17 protein-coding genes are annotated in these 17235 nt (G+C 40.4%); 5 read left to right on the top strand and 12 right to left on the bottom strand.

Annotation, left to right across the window (positions count from 1 at the left end; translation table 11 throughout):
* Nucleotides 1–5: 5 nt before the first annotated feature.
* The 12 genes from FEE42_RS09465 to FEE42_RS09410 form a co-directional block, all read right to left on the bottom strand.
* Entirely contained in the window at nt 6–2033 is a 2028-nt protein-coding gene (locus tag FEE42_RS09465; RefSeq protein WP_135969401.1) for a BCCT family transporter, read from the bottom strand.
* 264 nt (nt 2034–2297) lie between these two features.
* Nucleotides 2298–3446 (bottom strand): tRNA 2-thiouridine(34) synthase MnmA, encoded by a 1149-nt coding sequence (mnmA, locus tag FEE42_RS09460; RefSeq protein ID WP_164028345.1) that lies wholly within the window; start codon nt 3444–3446, stop codon nt 2298–2300.
* 108 nt (nt 3447–3554) lie between these two features.
* Nucleotides 3555–3761, bottom strand: a complete 207-nt coding sequence (locus FEE42_RS09455) for a tautomerase family protein (RefSeq protein WP_077583476.1) — start codon at nt 3759–3761, stop codon at nt 3555–3557.
* A 16-nt stretch (nt 3762–3777) separates the two neighbouring features.
* Nucleotides 3778–4038 carry a (Na+)-NQR maturation NqrM gene (nqrM, locus tag FEE42_RS09450; RefSeq protein WP_018356316.1) on the bottom strand — a complete coding sequence of 87 codons (261 nt, stop codon included), beginning with the start codon at nt 4036–4038 and terminating at the stop codon, nt 3778–3780.
* A 2-nt stretch (nt 4039–4040) separates the two neighbouring features.
* Entirely contained in the window at nt 4041–5081 is a 1041-nt protein-coding gene (locus FEE42_RS09445; RefSeq protein WP_164028343.1) for an FAD:protein FMN transferase, read from the bottom strand.
* Between the two features lie 167 nt (nt 5082–5248).
* Complete coding sequence (gene nqrF, locus FEE42_RS09440; protein ID WP_164028341.1) at nt 5249–6484, bottom strand: NADH:ubiquinone reductase (Na(+)-transporting) subunit F; 1236 nt, start codon at nt 6482–6484, stop codon at nt 5249–5251.
* A 12-nt stretch (nt 6485–6496) separates the two neighbouring features.
* A complete protein-coding gene (gene nqrE / locus FEE42_RS09435) occupies nt 6497–7093 on the bottom strand; it encodes an NADH:ubiquinone reductase (Na(+)-transporting) subunit E (RefSeq protein ID WP_018356313.1) in 597 nt (198 codons plus the stop codon).
* Between the two features lie 3 nt (nt 7094–7096).
* Nucleotides 7097–7723, bottom strand: coding sequence for an NADH:ubiquinone reductase (Na(+)-transporting) subunit D (locus FEE42_RS09430; RefSeq protein WP_164028339.1), 627 nt, complete (start codon nt 7721–7723; stop codon nt 7097–7099).
* Entirely contained in the window at nt 7723–8457 is a 735-nt protein-coding gene (locus FEE42_RS09425; protein ID WP_135969405.1) for a Na(+)-translocating NADH-quinone reductase subunit C, read from the bottom strand. The genes FEE42_RS09430 and FEE42_RS09425 overlap by 1 nt, the downstream gene beginning before the upstream one ends.
* Nucleotides 8450–9685, bottom strand: a complete 1236-nt coding sequence (locus FEE42_RS09420; protein ID WP_164028337.1) for an NADH:ubiquinone reductase (Na(+)-transporting) subunit B — start codon at nt 9683–9685, stop codon at nt 8450–8452. The genes FEE42_RS09425 and FEE42_RS09420 overlap by 8 nt, the downstream gene beginning before the upstream one ends.
* Nucleotides 9686–9687: 2 nt before the next feature.
* Complete coding sequence (locus tag FEE42_RS09415; RefSeq protein WP_059368284.1) at nt 9688–11031, bottom strand: Na(+)-translocating NADH-quinone reductase subunit A; 1344 nt, start codon at nt 11029–11031, stop codon at nt 9688–9690.
* A 324-nt stretch (nt 11032–11355) separates the two neighbouring features.
* The gene (locus FEE42_RS09410; RefSeq protein ID WP_077583481.1) at nt 11356–11667 is read right to left on the bottom strand and encodes a BolA family protein; all 312 of its coding nucleotides are present in this window, start codon (nt 11665–11667) and stop codon (nt 11356–11358) included.
* A 95-nt stretch (nt 11668–11762) separates the two neighbouring features.
* Between FEE42_RS09410 and FEE42_RS09405 the strand changes: the two genes are divergently transcribed.
* The 5 genes from FEE42_RS09405 to leuS all read left to right on the top strand — a co-directional run bounded on the left by FEE42_RS09405 (nt 11763) and on the right by leuS (nt 17230).
* Nucleotides 11763–12362, top strand: coding sequence for a YajG family lipoprotein (locus tag FEE42_RS09405; RefSeq protein ID WP_164028335.1), 600 nt, complete (start codon nt 11763–11765; stop codon nt 12360–12362).
* Between the two features lie 302 nt (nt 12363–12664).
* A complete protein-coding gene (corA, locus tag FEE42_RS09400; protein ID WP_018356306.1) occupies nt 12665–13612 on the top strand; it encodes a magnesium/cobalt transporter CorA in 948 nt (315 codons plus the stop codon).
* Nucleotides 13612–14157 (top strand): YggT family protein, encoded by a 546-nt coding sequence (locus FEE42_RS09395; RefSeq protein ID WP_018356305.1) that lies wholly within the window; start codon nt 13612–13614, stop codon nt 14155–14157. Before corA ends, FEE42_RS09395 begins: the two co-directional genes overlap by 1 nt.
* 69 nt (nt 14158–14226) lie before the next feature.
* The gene (gene yggU, locus FEE42_RS09390; protein WP_164028333.1) at nt 14227–14514 is read left to right on the top strand and encodes a DUF167 family protein YggU; all 288 of its coding nucleotides are present in this window, start codon (nt 14227–14229) and stop codon (nt 14512–14514) included.
* Between the two features lie 127 nt (nt 14515–14641).
* Nucleotides 14642–17230 carry a leucine--tRNA ligase gene (leuS, locus tag FEE42_RS09385; protein WP_164028331.1) on the top strand — a complete coding sequence of 863 codons (2589 nt, stop codon included), beginning with the start codon at nt 14642–14644 and terminating at the stop codon, nt 17228–17230.
* Nucleotides 17231–17235 lie beyond the last annotated feature (5 nt).

Here is a 17235-nt window from a genome sequence, read left to right as displayed (position 1 = left end):
TTACGCTACTCTGCCAGCTCTACTTGCTCATGAGCCATTAATTCCTGACCGACATCATCAAGTAAAGTTAAATAGCGCTCGTATTGTCTCAATATATCGGCAATCAATTCATCTTGATCCATATATTGCACATCGTAACCGACACGCCCATCAAAAAAATACGTATAGGGCTGATAACTTGTTTCATGTTGAATATGCGGAAGATTTTCATCGTTAATGAGCTGTTCGGAAACCTCATGCCCAACGGATTTAATTCCATACATAAAATCACGCATCAATTCTTTTTGAATGACTAATTCTACGGCGGGTTCTTCCTGATCAAATAAGGTATTGATTTGTACGTTTAAATTATATTTGCCGATAAGTTCTTGGCGTAATTCACGCATAGCCGGCAACGCCGTGTATTTTAAGAAACGCAAAATATCTTTTTCCTGCGTTTGGTTCATCATTTGTTCCAAACGTTCTTTCCATTTTTCACCCGTCCATAAAATACTGGTCGGATTAACCTTTGTGGCGAAATATTTTTGATCTGCATTTAAGCCTTTCCATAGGCTAAAACACATGATTAACATCAATACGGCAAAGGGCAATGCAACCATTAATGTCATGGTCTGCAAGTTTGCCAAGCCGCCTGATTGCATTAATACGACCGCTACTACGGACATCAACACACCCCACATCAGGGTTTGCCAGTTCGGTGAAGTAAGACTTTTATCACGAGAGGCAATATTGTTCAAAACATAAATTCCCGAATCCGCCGAGGTGATAAAAAATAGCGAAATCACGATCAAACTCACTAAGCCGCTAATAGTAGGCAGTGGCAAATAATCAAGAAACTTAAACAATAAGGTTTCCGGTGATGAAATCATTTGCCCCAGCGCTCCGGCTGCCTCGCCATCATTTAGCCAAATCGCGGTATTCCCAAATACCGTGAACCAAAGTATGCCGAATAAACTTGGAATAACCAATACACCAAAAATAAATTCACGAATTGTTCGACCTTTGGAAATTCGGGCGATAAATAACCCCACGAAAGGTGCCCATGAACACCACCACGCCCAATAAAGTACCGTCCATCCGCTAAACCAGTCGGTATGTTCTTGTTCATACACATAGGTTTTGAAACTCAGTTGTACTAAATTGCCGAGATAGGTTCCGATGTTATCGCTAAATGCCGAGAGTAAATAAAGTGTTGGCCCGCTGATTAATACAAAAATGAGTAATAAAAATGCCAGTGTTAAATTTAATTCACTCAGTATTTTCACCCCTTTACCGACCCCCGAAATGGCTGAAAAAATCGCTAAGCTCATTACGACAATGATCACCATCACCTGCAATGTAAAGTTATTTTCACTTACCCAGCCCATTTGATGTAGCCCTGCACCTAATTGAGATGCGCCAAAACCTAGTGTGGTAATAATACCGAATAAGGTGGCAAGTAATGCCATAATATCGATGATATCCCCCATTTTTCCGTTAATGCGATCTTTCAATAACGGATAAAAACAGGAGCGTAATGCTAACGGCAATTTATAACGAAAACCGAAATAAGCTAAGGCTAATGCAATCGTGCCATATACCGCCCAAGCATGAATGCCCCAGTGGAATAAGGTATGTAGCAATGCCTCTTGCTGTCGATGTTCTGCCGCTCCGCTTGTAATTTCCGAAAGGTAATGGGTTAGCGGTTCGGCAACCCCAAAGAACATTAATCCCACCCCCATACCGGCGGCAAATAACATCGCAAGCCAAGATAGGAAACTAAATTCAGGCTCTTCTTCATCGCTGCCGAGTTTAATATTTCCCAAACTACTCACAGATAAAATCAGTAAAAAGCCTAAAAAAATTGAAAATACCAATACATAGAACCAGCTAAAATTTGCAAAAATTCCTGTTTTCGCTTGGTTTAATAATGTTTGAGTTTGATTTGGTGCGATTAAAATCATCACCACCAGTAACAAAACAAAAAACAGCGTCAATCCAATCACAAAAGGATTAAATGACGTTCGCTTTTCCACAAATTGAGATAAAGACAAACCTTTCCCCTTAAAATTAAGTAGATAAATTCAAAAATTCGATTTATTTAAAATTGCGATTAAGTAACAAAATGTGTAGTAAATACACGACAATGACAGCACATAGAGGTGCGATTTTGAAGGAAACTTTCAGTAGAAATTGAAGGATTGTTTCCAAAATTGCGGGTATTATATAAAAACTTAAGAATTATTTCAAATTAGTAGAAATTCACTATAAAAAAGTGCGGTGAAAAATACCGACGTTTTTCACCGCACTTTTAAAAACTACATTCTTGTTTCAATAATGCCGCCGCCTAAACAGACTTCATTTAGGTAAAACACCGCAGATTGACCCGGTGTAACCGCAGTCTGAGGCTCATCAAAAATAACTTGAATAGTTTCATCGTCAATCGGTTCAATGACGCAAGGAATGTCCGTTTGGCGATAACGGGTTTTCACTGTGCAGCGTAACAATTCGCGAATTGGTTGGCGATCCACCCAATGCAACTGCTTTGCAATTAACCCTTTAGAAAATAAACGCGGATGATCATGCCCTTGAGCCACAATCAATTCATTATTTTCTATATCTTTATCCACCACATACCAAGCTTCTTCTCCGGCATTTTTCAAACCGCCAATGCCTAAGCCTTTACGCTGACCGAGAGTGTGGTACATCAAGCCATCGTGGCGACCAATCACCTCTCCGTCCACCGTACGAATATCGCCGGGCTGTGCCGGTAAATAACGAGCCAAGAAATCTTTAAATTTACGTTCCCCGATAAAACAAATACCGGTCGAGTCTTTCTTTTTCGCGGTAATTAAACCTAAATCTTCTGCAATGGCACGCACAATCGGTTTTTCAATTTCACCTACGGGGAAAAGGCTTTGCCCCACTTGTTGATGGCTTAGGGTATATAAAAAATAGCTTTGATCTTTATTGGCATCCAAACCACGTAATAATTTGGCTTGATTGTCATCACCAGAGCGACGAACATAATGCCCCGTGGCGATATAGTTTGCGCCGAGATCTTCTGCCGCATATTCTAAAAATGCTTTAAATTTAATTTCTTTATTACATAAAATATCAGGATTCGGTGTTCGACCGGCTTTGTATTCCGTTAAAAAATGCTCAAATACGTTATCCCAGTATTCTGCGGCAAAATTGATTTTATGAAGTTTAATTCCGAGCTTATCGCACACCGCCTGCGCATCTGCTAAATCTGCTGCTGCGGTACAATAATCCGTATCATCATCCTCTTCCCAATTTTTCATAAACAGGCCTTCTACTTGATAACCTTGCTGCTGAAGGATAAAAGCAGATACGGATGAATCTACTCCACCGGACATACCGACAATGACTTTTTTAGCGGCGTTCTCAGTTAATTGCTCCGCCGTAAGTTGCGGGAAATGATTTTCGTAAGTTTGTGATTTCATAATGTGATAGTAAAAATTTCGCTAAATTAAGTATTCGGGCATTCTACCGCAAATCAATTAAGAGTAAAAATGCCCAAGAATTTCGGGCATTTATGGTTATATTCATGATCATTTCATTGTCCGTCTGGCAGTGACCGTTTTTCCACCGATCCCCCAATTATCCATATCAACTTCATCAATAATCACGACCGTTGTTTCGGGGTTTTTATTCAACACTTTTTGTAATAACTGTGTTACCCCTTCGATTATTTCCGCCTTTTGCTGTGCCGTCGGCGCTTCCTTCCCTCCGGTTACTTTAATATTGACATAAGGCACATTAATTTCTCCAAAATTATTTCACTTCATAAAATGACGAATCATCATTTTTCTTTGCGAATTTTTGTTCATACTCCGCTTTCGCTTTTTCATCCCCCGAATCAAGTTTTGATTGAAGCGTATCGCAAGGCTTATCACAATCACAGGCTTTAGCGATGCCTAACGTGGATAAACCGCCACAGCTACCTTTTAAGCTCTGTTTTTTGATGATAAAACCAATAGACATCAATAAAATAATCGCAACAAATACGATGAGGGTAAAAAATAAAGTTTGCATGATTAGTCCTTTGTTTCCATTAGTTTTTTAAATGCAGATGATATTTTCGTTTCAAAGCCATTTGCGGTTTTGATAATTAAATATATTGCGATATCATTTTTCTCTGCCACTTCAAGGGCTTTTTCTTCCCCGAGTACAAATAACCCCGTTGATAAACCGTCTGCCGTCATAGTTGTTGGAGAAAACACCGTGATAGAGGCAAGATGATGTTGAATCGGATAACCGGTTTTCGGATCAATTTCATGGGCAAAACGTTTATCGTTTTCTTCAAAATAAATACGATAATCGCCGGACGTTGCCATTGCCATATTATTTAAACCAATCACATTTTCGACCGCTCTTTCTCCCGTCATATTAGGCTTTTCAATGGCAATTTGCCAAGGTTTCCCTTCTGCATTCTTTCCTTTAGCTCGAATTTCACCACCAATTTCTACCATATAGTTTTGTGCATTAAGCTGTTCTAACTTCTCTGCAACTTGATCCACACCAAAGCCTTTCGCAATGGAAGAAAGGTCAATATAGACTTGCGGAACTGATTTACTTAATGTTGGGATATTACCACTCATATCAAGTGTGATTTTATCAAGTCCGACCCAAGCTTGACGCTCGGCGAGTTGTTCAGCAGTCGGTTGACGCTCAGGGCGTTTTTCCGGACCAAATCCCCATAAATTCACGACCGGCCCAACGGTAACATCAAGTGCGCCTTCCGTAACTTGGTGTAATCGAACCGCTTCAGCCAACACTTTGGCAAAATCCGCTGAAATTTCGACAGGCGTATTTACTTGTGTATTTTGGTTAAAACGGCTTAATTCCGAATCCTTAATATAGGTGGACATTTTCGCATTAACATCTTTTAGAATGTGTTCAATTTGCTCATAAGTCTTTTGTGAATTTTCACTCACCGAGCCATCATCAATATATTTAACATGATAGGTTGTTCCCATGGTTTTGCCACTTAATGTAATCACTTCAGCGTCTTTCTTACAAGCTGCAAGTGAACAAGCGAAAGCAACAACAAGGAGTCTGCTTAATATTTTCTTCATTTATTTTTCCTAACGAGATGAATTATAGGCAAACTGACTTTTCAATCAGCTTGCCTGTAATCTAAATAACAATAAGGGCGTACACGATACGCCCCTAAAAACACGTTAAATTTTGACCGCACTTTATCACAAAGTGCGGTCAATTTTTGTGGTGAATTTAGTTAAGATCAACCACCGAAGTCATCTAATAAGATGTTTTCGTCTTCAACGCCTAAATCTTTTAACATTTTGATTACGGCAGCGTTCATTACTGGAGGACCACACATATAGTATTCACAATCTTCCGGTGCTTCGTGATTTTTCAGATAGTTTTCATAAAGCACGTTGTGAATAAAGCCGGTGTAACCCGTCCAGTTATCTTCAGGCAACGCATCTGAAAGTGCTACGTGCCATACAAAGTTATCATTTTCGGCTTGTAATTGGTCGAAGTCTTCTTGATAGAAGATTTCACGCTTAGAACGTGCACCATACCAGAATGAGATTTTACGTTTAGAATGTAAACGTTTTAACTGGTCGAAAATATGCGAACGCATTGGCGCCATACCTGCACCACCACCGATGAAGACCATTTCCGCATCGGTTTCTTTGGCAAAGAATTCACCAAACGGCCCTGAAATTGTTACTTTATCACCCGCTTTTAATGACCAAATGTAAGAAGACATTTGACCCGGAGGTGCATCTGGTTGACGTGGTGGAGGCGTTGCAATACGCACGTTAAGCATAATAATGCCTTTTTCTTCCGGATAGGAAGCCATGGAATAAGCACGAATGATATGCTCGTCCACTTTAGACACATAACGCCATAAATCGTATTTATCCCAGTCTTCGTGGTATTCTTCAGGAATATCAAAGTCTTTATAGTGAACGGTGTGAGGTTCCGCTTCAATTTGGATATAACCACCTGCACGGAAAGGAACTTCTTCACCTTCAGGAATCGCTAATTTAAGCTCCTTAATGAACGTCGCTTTGTTATCGTTAGAAATAACGGTACATTCCCATTTTTTCACGCCGAAGATTTCTTCCGGAAGTTCAACTTCCATATTGCCTTTCACATTCACTTGACAAGCCAGACGATAACCTTCTTTTGCTTCACGCTTATTGATGTGAGAAAGTTCGGTTGGGAGAATTTCGCCACCACCGCTTTTCACTTTCACAATACACTGACCACAAGAGCCACCGCCACCGCAAGCAGAGGAAACGAAGATACCTTTACTTGCCAATGCGCCTAATAATTTGCCACCGGCAGGTAATGTGATTGCCTTTTCGGAATCATCATTAATACCGATTGTAATATCCCCGGAATCCACGAGTTTTGATTTCGCAAATAAGATGATTGCTACCAATACCAATACGATAACCGTAAATGCAGCAATACCGAGTGCAAGAATTACTGAATCACTCATTGATTACACTCCTTATAATTGAATACCGGAGAAGGACATAAAGCCCAACGCCATTAAACCAACCGTGATGAAAGTAATACCTAATCCTTTCAAACCACCCGGAATATCCGCATATTTCATTTTTTCCGTTAAGCCGGCAAGTGCAACAATAGCAAGCATCCAACCTAAACCAGAACCGAAACCATATACGATAGACTCAGGGAAATTGTAATCGCGTTGAACCATAAAGGATACGCCCCCGAAAATCGCACAGTTTACTGCGATAAGCGGCAAGAAGATCCCTAATGCGTTATAAAGAGACGGCATAAATTTGTCTAATACCATCTCAAGGATTTGTACTAAACCTGCAATCACACCGATAAAAGTGATGAAGTTTAAGAATGACAAATCCACACCTTCAATTAACGCATTTTCTTTTAGTATGTTAGCGTAAATTAACTGGTTAACAGGTACCGCAACGCCTAATACGAAGGTTACTGCAATCCCTAAACCAAAAGCCGTAGAAACCTTTTTTGATACCGCCAAGAATGTACACATCCCTAAGAAGAAAGAAAGTGCCATATTTTCAATGAAGACGGCCTTCACAAATAGGCTAATGTAATGTTCCATTGATTATTTCTCCTGTTGCTCCGGTTTCCAAGTTCTTAATCCCCAGATAACAAATCCAATGATAAAGAATGCACTTGGTGCAAGTAGGAATAAACCGTTTGCTTGGTACCAACCACCATTTTGAATAGTTTCAAGAATAGTTATACCGAATAATTTACCTGAACCGATAAGTTCACGGAAGAAAGCAACAATGATTAACATTGCGCCATAACCTAAACCGTTACCAATACCGTCCACAAAACTGTCAAGCGGAGGGGATTTCATTGCGAAAGCTTCCGCACGCCCCATCACGATACAGTTTGTAATAATCAAACCGACAAATACCGAAAGCTGTTTAGATAGACCGTAAGCATAGGCTTTTAGTATTTGGTCAACAACAATTACCAATGAAGCAATAATCGCAAGTTGTACGATAATACGAATACTGTTAGGAATATAGTGACGGATTAATGAAACAAATAAGTTTGATAAGCCCGTTACTAAAGTTACAGCCACCGCCATAACAAATGCAGTTTCTAATTTCGTTGTTACCGCTAATGCAGAACAGATCCCAAGGATTTGCAAAGCAATTGGATTGTTTTTAGCAATCGGAGCTAATAACAGATCTTTTAAATTTGTTTTTCCAGACATTAGTTCGCTCCTGCTTGAAATTTTTCAAGATATTTACTAAAGCCATTTCCACTGAACCAATAATCAAAAGTACCTTGAACACCATTACCGGTTAGTGTTGCCCCGGATAAACCATCAATACTATGATCATCTTTTGGTGCTTGACCTTTCACAATGTGGATAGCCGGTTGATGTTGTTCATTGAAAAGTTTTTTACCTTTAAATAAACCTGCCCAATTTGGGTTTTCAATCTCACCACCTAATCCCGGAGTTTCACCATGTTGATAATAAGTAATCCCATTAATCGTGTTGCCATCCGGTTGAACGGAAACTAAACCATACATAACAGACCATAAACCTGTACCGTAAATTGGCAAGATCACCTGCTGAGTTTGACCTTGTTCATCTTTCACAAGATAAATTTCAGCTGTTTTTCCACGAGTGCGGATTCTCGCCTTATCTTGTTCGGCAGGAATCACCTCTTGAGAATCATCAGGCTGTTGAACATAATCACCTGTTGCCAAATCAACAAAACGTGGTTCGATAAATTTTGCATAGGTTTCTTTTACATTTGTTTTTTCCTGTAAAAGTCCCGCAACATTTAGGATATTTTTTTGTTTGTCGAGTAATTTTTGCTCTTCTTGTGCAGGTTTTAACATCACTGCGGAACCAGCAACAATAATGGAACAAACTAAACTCAGGAGCAACACAACAAGAATTGTGCCGCCTACACTGTCTTTATTAAACTTAGCCATTTGTTCTTGCTCTCCGACGTTTGATATTTGCTTGAACAACGATGTAGTCAAAAATTGGTGCAAATAAGTTTGCAAACAGAATCGCTAACATCATTCCTTCCGGATAAGCCGGATTCACAGTACGAATTAATACCGCCATTACACCTATCAACGCACCATACCACCATTTACCTGTATTGGTGAACGATGCTGAAACCGGATCCGTTGCCATAAACACCATACCTAGTGCAAAGCCACCTAAAACAAGATGCCAGTGCCAAGACATTGAGAACATCTGATTCGTTTCAGAACCAATTAAGTTAAACAATGTTGAGGTTGCAATCATACCAATCATCACCCCTGCGATAATACGCCACGAGGCAATTCGGGTGAAAACAATGATTGCGCCGCCAACTAAGATCGCTAAGGTTGAAACTTCGCCCATTGAGCCCGGGATATTACCAATAAACGCATCCATCCAAGAGATTGGTTGTCCGGTTACGATGTGTTGCAACGCACCTTGACCCGCTTGTGACCACTGTGAAAGTGCGGTTGCTCCAGAGAAACCATCCGCAGCAGTCCATACAGTATCACCGGAAATTTGTGCTGGATAAGCAAAAAATAGGAAAGCACGACCGGCAAGCGCAGGGTTCATAAAGTTACGACCTACACCACCGAAGATTTCTTTTGCCACCACGATACCAAAACTGATACCAAGTGCGGCTTGCCATAATGGTAAAGTTGGCGGAACAATTAAGGCGAAAAGAATCGTAGAAACAAACATCCCTTCATTAACTTCGTGACCACGTACCACAGAGAATAATAATTCCCACATCGTACAAACGGTAAATACCACCAAGTAAATCGGTAGGAAGAAAATTGCACCTAAGGCCATTTTACTGCCCCAACCTGCGTTTAAGGTTAAATCCAACCCTAAACCGTTAGCCAGTGCATAGTGCCAATCATTTGCAATTAATTGCTCTAAATTGCCTAATTGATTCAATGCAGGGATCGCTTGATTACCCACATTGTATATACCATAGAAAATCGCTGGAAATAATGCGAGGAACACGGTGATCATCATACGTTTTGAATCTAATGCATCACGCACGTGTGTGTTTTTGTGCGTTACCGTACCTGGTGTATAAAGCAAGGTATAAATCGATTCAAAGATCGGGTAAAGCTTGCTGTATTTACCTCCCGGTAAAAACGCGGGTTCCATTTTTTCTAAAAGATTTTTTAAACCCATTTCTAACCTTCCTTCTCAATCTTTTCTAAAGCTTGACGTAAGATGGAACCATATTCATATTTGCCCGGGCAAACAAAGGAACAAAGTGCCAAATCTTCTTCATCCAACTCTAAACAACCTAATGCTTGAGCACCATCAGTATCACCTGCGATTAAATCACGGAGCAATAATGTTGGTAAAATATCCAACGGCATAACACGCTCATAGTTACCGATTGGTACCATTGCACGCTCACCACCATTTTCCGCAGTGGTAAAATTAAATAATTTTTTACCAAAATGTCCTAATACGGTACGGGTAATGGAATATTTATTAGGTTGCGGTGTAATCCAACCAAAGAACTCTTTTTCATTGCCTTCTATAATAACCGAAACCTGTAATGCGTAACGACCCAAATAGTCATGTGCGCCTTTCGCGGTATTACCGCATAGCACAGAACCGGAAATCACACGATTTTCACCCGCACTTAGCTCGTCTTGCACTAATTGTGAAAGATTTACGCCAATCACGGTACGGATCAGACGTGGATTTTTCACTTGAGGACCGGCAAGAGAAATCACTCTCTCAACACAAAGTTCACCGGTTGTGAATAATTTACCGATAGCAATAACATCTTGATAATTAATATGCCATACGGTTTTATGTCCGCCTACCGGATCAATAAAGTGAATATGGGTTCCCACCAGACCTGCCGGATGTACTCCACCAAAGTCATGGATTTGAAGATTTGATAAATCCACAGCCGGAATATTCATATTGCCTGTTTTACACAGATGTAACGGCTTGCTAGGGAATAAACGACTTAACACGGTTAAACCGTTGATGAAATCTTGCCAGTGCTCTTTTAACACGACTTCAGGATCAGCCGCGAGAGGATTAGTATCCATCGCATTCACAAAGATAGAAGAAGGTTCGCTTTCAAGTGTAGGAACTTTGCTAAAAGGACGCGTACGTAATGCCGTCCATAAGCCTGACTCCACAAGATTTTGTTTTACTTGTTCGGAAGAAAGCGTATTGAGTTCATCTGCATTGTATTTTGCGAAAGTGATTTGTTCATCGCCTTCCACATTAATGACCACAGATTGTAATACACGTTTTTCGCCACGATTTATTGCTGTGATAGTACCACTTGCAGGGGCTGTGAAAACCACACCGGGATTTTTCTTGTCTTCAAAAAGCACTTGTCCTTTCTTAACAACATCACCTTCACGTACCTTCATAGAAGGACGCATCCCCACATACTCCTCACCAAGAATCGCAACTTGATTCACAACGTTACCGCTGTGGATTACTTGTGCCGGTTTTCCTGCAATAGGAAGATCCAAGCCTTTCTTAATTGTAATCATATTGTTTGCACTACTTTTCAAGGTTAAAAATACGATTGCAAATAACTAAAATTAAATGCAATCTCGTGTTTGAGCGTGACAGAGAATACGTTAAACCATCAAAGTATTAACTACTGACACATAAATAAAAAACTCAAATTGGTTTAATTTTTTGACAAAGTAAGTGAGCTTTTACAACATCAAAAAATTGAAAATATAAAAATTAAAGCGACCTATTCTAGCTAAAATCTGTGTTTCATTCCACTTTAACCCACACTTTTTGTGAAAAAATTGTGAACTTTTTGAAAGATACACACAAAGAGTTATGAATGGAAAATAATCAAACTACAACCCAACTCCGGCACAGTTTGGTGAATTTGGAAATACCTCACCACGTTCTTCCCATTCTTTTTTTGTGTAAAGATGAAGGGCTAAGGCATGGATACCGTTTGTTAAATCATCGGCAAATAATTGATATAATTTTTGATGGCGTTTAACCTTACTCATACCGTCAAAAACATCACTGACAATCACCAATTTAAAGTGAGAATTTGCACCACGACCGGAGCTATGCATATGGCTTTCATTTTCTACTGTCGCAAAGTGCGGTTGAAATTCAGTGTGAATTTTATCTAATAATTCTTGTTGTTTTGACATTATTCATCTCCAATAAAATTTTGCTGAAGGGCTATACATCCATCATTAAGTTTGCAAGAATAGCACAAATTAACTAATTTTTAATTGAGGAAATTATGAAACTTGCAAATAAAATCAAAACATTATCTGCTGTTACTCTTGCTGCCGCAACAATCTTTCTTACCGGCTGCCAAGCTCAATCCAATACACTAACATTCACACCGCCAGCCCCCAATGCGTCCATGAATGTTAATCAATCAGCCGTTGTTTATGTCACCACAACCGATGCCCGTTCAAAACAAGATATCGCCAGCTATGTAAAAAACGGGGAATTAGTAAAACTCAATGCTTCTCCGAGTGTAACGCAACTATTTCAACAAGTGATGCAACAAAATCTGGTAAGCAAAGGATTCCGTATTGGGCAGGTCAATAATTCAAATGCAGGCGTTACCGTTGAAGTAAAAGATTTTTTCACTCAGGTGGATCAGGGCAATTTACGCTACAATCTAAATAGCAAAATTCAAGTTACCGTACACATACAGGGTGCAGGCGGAAAATATAACAAAGACTTTAACGTCAGCCGTTCACAATCCGGTGTATTTAACGCTAATAATGACGAAATTCAAAAAGTGCTTGGCGAAACCTTCAAAGACATTGTTAATAACATCTATCAAGATCAAGAAGTCGCTACAGCAATCAATCAATATATCCGTTAATTCTATTCGGGGCGTTATGTCCCTTTTTTCTATAAAAACTTGACGAATCCCCCTTTCAAGCGTAACATTCGCCCGATTTTTTAATGAGAAGGACACACACTTTGGACAGTCATAGTCGATACCGAATATCGCTTTAGACTCCCGCCTAATGTCAAAATGGCTATCGGCGAGAGTTCGTCGGTAGATTTACCGCTTTCGGCATCCTTATACAAAACGAAAATAACGCAATTTTTCACCGCACTTATTCGTTTGACATTCTTTTGTTCACGGTTAACTGTTCATAATCCCAAAAGGAGTATGAAATGATCAATGCTTTTACTATCAACGATTCCCGTTTATTTCGGATCGATGAAAATGAAACAGATCTCAATAGCGCAATCTGGCTTGATTTGCTCGAACCTACCGGCGAAGAGCGTGAAATGCTACAAGAAAGCTTGGGACAAAGCCTCGCTTCTTTTCTGGAATTAGAAGATATTGAGGCCTCCGCCCGTTTCTTTGAAGACGAAGACGGATTACACTTACACTCATTCTTTTACTGTGAAGATGAAAATAACTATGCCGATCTCGCCAGTGTCGCATTTACCATTCGCGATGGACGTTTATTTACCTTGCGTGATCGGGAACTCCCGGCATTTCGTTTATATCGTATGCGCTCCCGCAGTCAGCGTTTATTGGAATTCAATGCTTATGAAGTATTGCTTGATTTATTTGAAACCAAAATCGAGCAACTTGCCGATGTAATCGAAAATGTTTACGCCGACTTAGAAGAATTAAGTCGTGTGATCTTAAATGGCACACAAGACGAAGCCTTTGATGAAGCTTTAAACACTCTCACAGAGCAGGAAGACACCAGTTCTAAAGTGCGTCTGTGCCTGATGGATACCCAACGCGCCCTCGGTTTTTTGGTACGCAAAACCCGCTTGCCGGCAAACCAGTTAGAACAGGCTCGAGAAATCCTACGGGATATTGAATCCCTACAACCGCACAACGAATCCCTATTCCAAAAAGTGAACTTTCTTATGCAAGCGGCAATGGGTTACATTAATATTGAGCAGAATAAAATTATGAAATTTTTCTCTGTGGTATCCGTTATGTTCCTACCGGCAACATTGGTTGCCTCTACTTATGGAATGAACTTTGAGTTTATGCCGGAACTACATTTTAAATATGGTTACCCAATGGCTATCGGTTTAATGATCGCTGCCGCACTCACCCCATATATTTATTTTAAACGAAAAGGATGGCTATAATGGAATTATCTCAAACTGCATTATTTGTCGGTTCAATCATCAATCTTTATGCGCTCGTGTTGGTCTTACGCATTTGGTTGCAGTTGGCTAGAGTGGATTACTACAACCCCCTTTCACAGTTTGTGGTAAAAATTACAGAACCTGTACTTAAACCCATTCGTAAAATAATGCCGATCGTCAAAAACATTGACACTTCGGCTGTCCTTGTGATCTTTATCCTCGGTGCACTAAAATCCTTACTTTACTTCGGATTAGCCATTGATGTCATGATACTTTTAGGCATATTAAGCATCTTAAAAGCAATCGGAATGACCATTTTCTATGTGTTATTTATCGGTGCGATTTCAAGTTGGTTTAATCGTGGCAATAATCCTATTTTCTACGCATTCTATCAGCTGTCAGAGCCACTATTACGCCCTGTTAGAAAAATTTTGCCGACGATCGGTGCGATTGATTTTTCTCCTATGGTGATTGTATTTATCCTATTATTCATCAATAACTTTATGATTGATATGCTACAAGGACTTTGGTTGATTGCAGGATAAAAAGTGCGGTCATAAAATAATATGTTTTCAGCCACGTTCCACGTGGCTTTTCTTTATGAGATTTATAATATGTCAGCAATCGAAAAAATGTCTGATGGTATTCGTCTGAAGATTTTTTTACAACCCAAAGCCAGCAGAGATCAAATTGTTGGAATACATAATGAAGAGCTCAAAATCACCATCACCGCCCCACCTATAGAAGGACAAGCAAACGCTCACTTATTAAAATTCTTAAGCAAAATTTTTAAAGTTCCGAAAAGCAGTATCCTGCTGGAGAAAGGAGAATTAAATCGGCATAAACAAATTTGGATTCCTAATCCTAAATTAATCCCGAAAGAAATTGAGAATTTGTTATAAAACAAGTAAAAATGACCGCACTTTACGCCTCTTAGCCTACCAATTTATAGCGTTTTACGATATTCTATGAATCAATTTTCTCATGTAAGAATCCCGCCCAAGTGCGGTCAAAATTTAAGGTGATTTTATGCAAGAACAATATCGTCCCGATATGATTGAACCTAAGGTTCAGCAGTATTGGGCAGAAAATAAGGTTTTCAAAGCCGTTAAAGATACCAATAAAGAGAAATATTATTGTCTTTCTATGTTCCCGTATCCGTCAGGTCGTCTGCATATGGGACATGTGCGTAACTATACCATCGGTGATGTTGTTTCACGTTATCAACGTATGAACGGCAAAAATGTGTTGCAACCAATTGGTTGGGATGCCTTTGGTTTGCCTGCGGAAGGAGCAGCAATTAAACACAAAACCGCACCGGCAAAATGGACATACGAAAACATTGAATATATGAAGAATCAGCTCAAAATATTGGGCTTTGGGTATGATTGGGATCGTGAAATTGCGACTTGCAAACCTGAATACTATAAATGGGAGCAATGGTTTTTCACCGAGCTTTACAAAAAAGGCTTAGTGTATAAAAAAACCTCAACGGTAAACTGGTGTCCGAATGATGAAACAGTGCTTGCGAACGAGCAAGTACATGACGGTTGCTGTTGGCGTTGTGATACCCCTGTGGAACAAAAGGAAATTCCTCAATGGTTTATTAAAATCACTGATTATGCCGAGCAATTATTAGGCGGACTGGATAATCTTCCGCAATGGCCGGATATGGTAAAAACCATGCAACGAAACTGGATTGGGCGTTCTGAAGGGGTGGAAATTATCTTTGATGTGGCGGACACCAATGAGAAAGTCGCAGTTTATACCACACGCCCTGATACCTGCTATGGCGTGAGCTATTTAGGCATTGCCGCCGCTCATCCTTTGGCGAGCCTAGCGGCACAAAATAATCCAGAATTGGCAGCATTCATTCAAGAAGCGAAAAATGCCAAAGTTGCCGAAGCTGATCTTGCCACAATGGAGAAAAAAGGCATGGCAACGGGCTTGTTTGCCATTCATCCGTTAACCGGTGAAAAATTGCCGATCTGGGTGGCAAATTTCGTTCTTATGCACTATGGCACCGGCGCTGTGATGGCTGTCCCTGCCCACGACCAGCGTGACTATGAGTTCTCACAAAAATACGCTTTGCCACTAAAACAGGTTATCGAGCCGCTTGCCGATCAAGAAATTGATTTAGGTAAAGAAGCCTTCACAGAACACGGTATTTTGGTCAATTCAGCCGAATTTGACGGATTAGATTTCGATGGGGCATTCAACGGCATTGCAGACAAACTTGAAAAACTAGGCATGGGTAAACGCCAAGTAAACTATCGCTTGCGTGACTGGGGGGTATCCCGCCAACGTTATTGGGGTGCACCAATTCCAATGCTGACCCTTGAAAACGGTGATGTAGTGCCCGCACCGCTGGAAGATTTACCGATTATTCTCCCGGAAGATGTGGTGATGGACGGTGTGAAAAGCCCGATTAAAGCGGATCCAAACTGGGCGAAAACTACCTTTAACGGTGCACCGGCGTTAAAAGAAACGGATACTTTCGATACGTTTATGGAGTCTTCTTGGTATTACGCGCGCTACACCTCACCAACATTTGCAGAAGCCATGTTAGATAAAGAGGAAGCGAATTACTGGTTACCGGTGGATCAATATATCGGCGGTATCGAACACGCTACAATGCACTTGTTATACTTCCGCTTCTTCCACAAACTCTTGCATGATGCCGGGTTTGTAACCAGCGATGAACCGGCAACCAAATTATTATGTCAAGGTATGGTACTTGCCGATGCTTTCTATTACACCAGTCCGACTAATGAACGTATCTGGGTCAGCCCAACGCAAGTTACCCTTGAACGTGACGAGAAAGGCCGTATTATTAAGGCGACTGATCCTGAGGGGCGCGAACTTGTACATTCCGGTATGACCAAAATGTCGAAATCGAAAAATAACGGTATCGATCCGCAAGAAATGGTGGAAAAATACGGTGCGGATACGGTTCGTTTGTTTATGATGTTTGCTTCCCCTGCGGATATGACCCTTGAATGGCAAGAATCGGGCGTGGAAGGGGCGAAACGTTTTTTAGGTCGTGTGTGGAACTTGGTGTATCAATACCAACAAAACCCTGCAAAAACGGCATTAGATGTCACCTCACTTTCAGCGGATCAAAAAGCCCTTCGCCGTGAAGTGCATAAAACTATAGCAAAAGTGAGTGACGATATTGGCCGCCGCCAAACTTTCAATACTGCGATTGCGGCAATTATGGAATTGATGAACAAACTCACTAAAGCGCCATTAGAAACCGAGCAAGATCTTGCGGTAATGGCGGAAGCATTAAGTGCGGTAGTACGTATGCTTTATCCGATTACCCCACATATTTGTTTCGAGTTATGGCATGCCTTGGGCAATAAAAACAATATTGATACGGCTGAATGGATGAAAGCCGATGAAGCGGCAATGGTGGAAGATGAAAAACTCATTGTTGTGCAAGTAAACGGTAAAGTACGTGGAAAAATTACCGTCGCCTCAAATGCCGATGAAGAAACAGTAAAAACCACTGCTTTTGCCGATGAAAATGTGAAGAAATTCATTGATGGTCAGCAAATCGTGAAAGTAATTTACGTGCCGGGTAAATTGTTAAATGTTGTGGTGAAACCACAATAATCCAT

The sequence above is a fragment of the Rodentibacter caecimuris genome (assembly GCF_010587025.1).
Lineage (GTDB): Bacteria > Pseudomonadota > Gammaproteobacteria > Enterobacterales > Pasteurellaceae > Rodentibacter > Rodentibacter caecimuris.
This window is presented reverse-complemented; position numbering and strand designations above follow the sequence as displayed.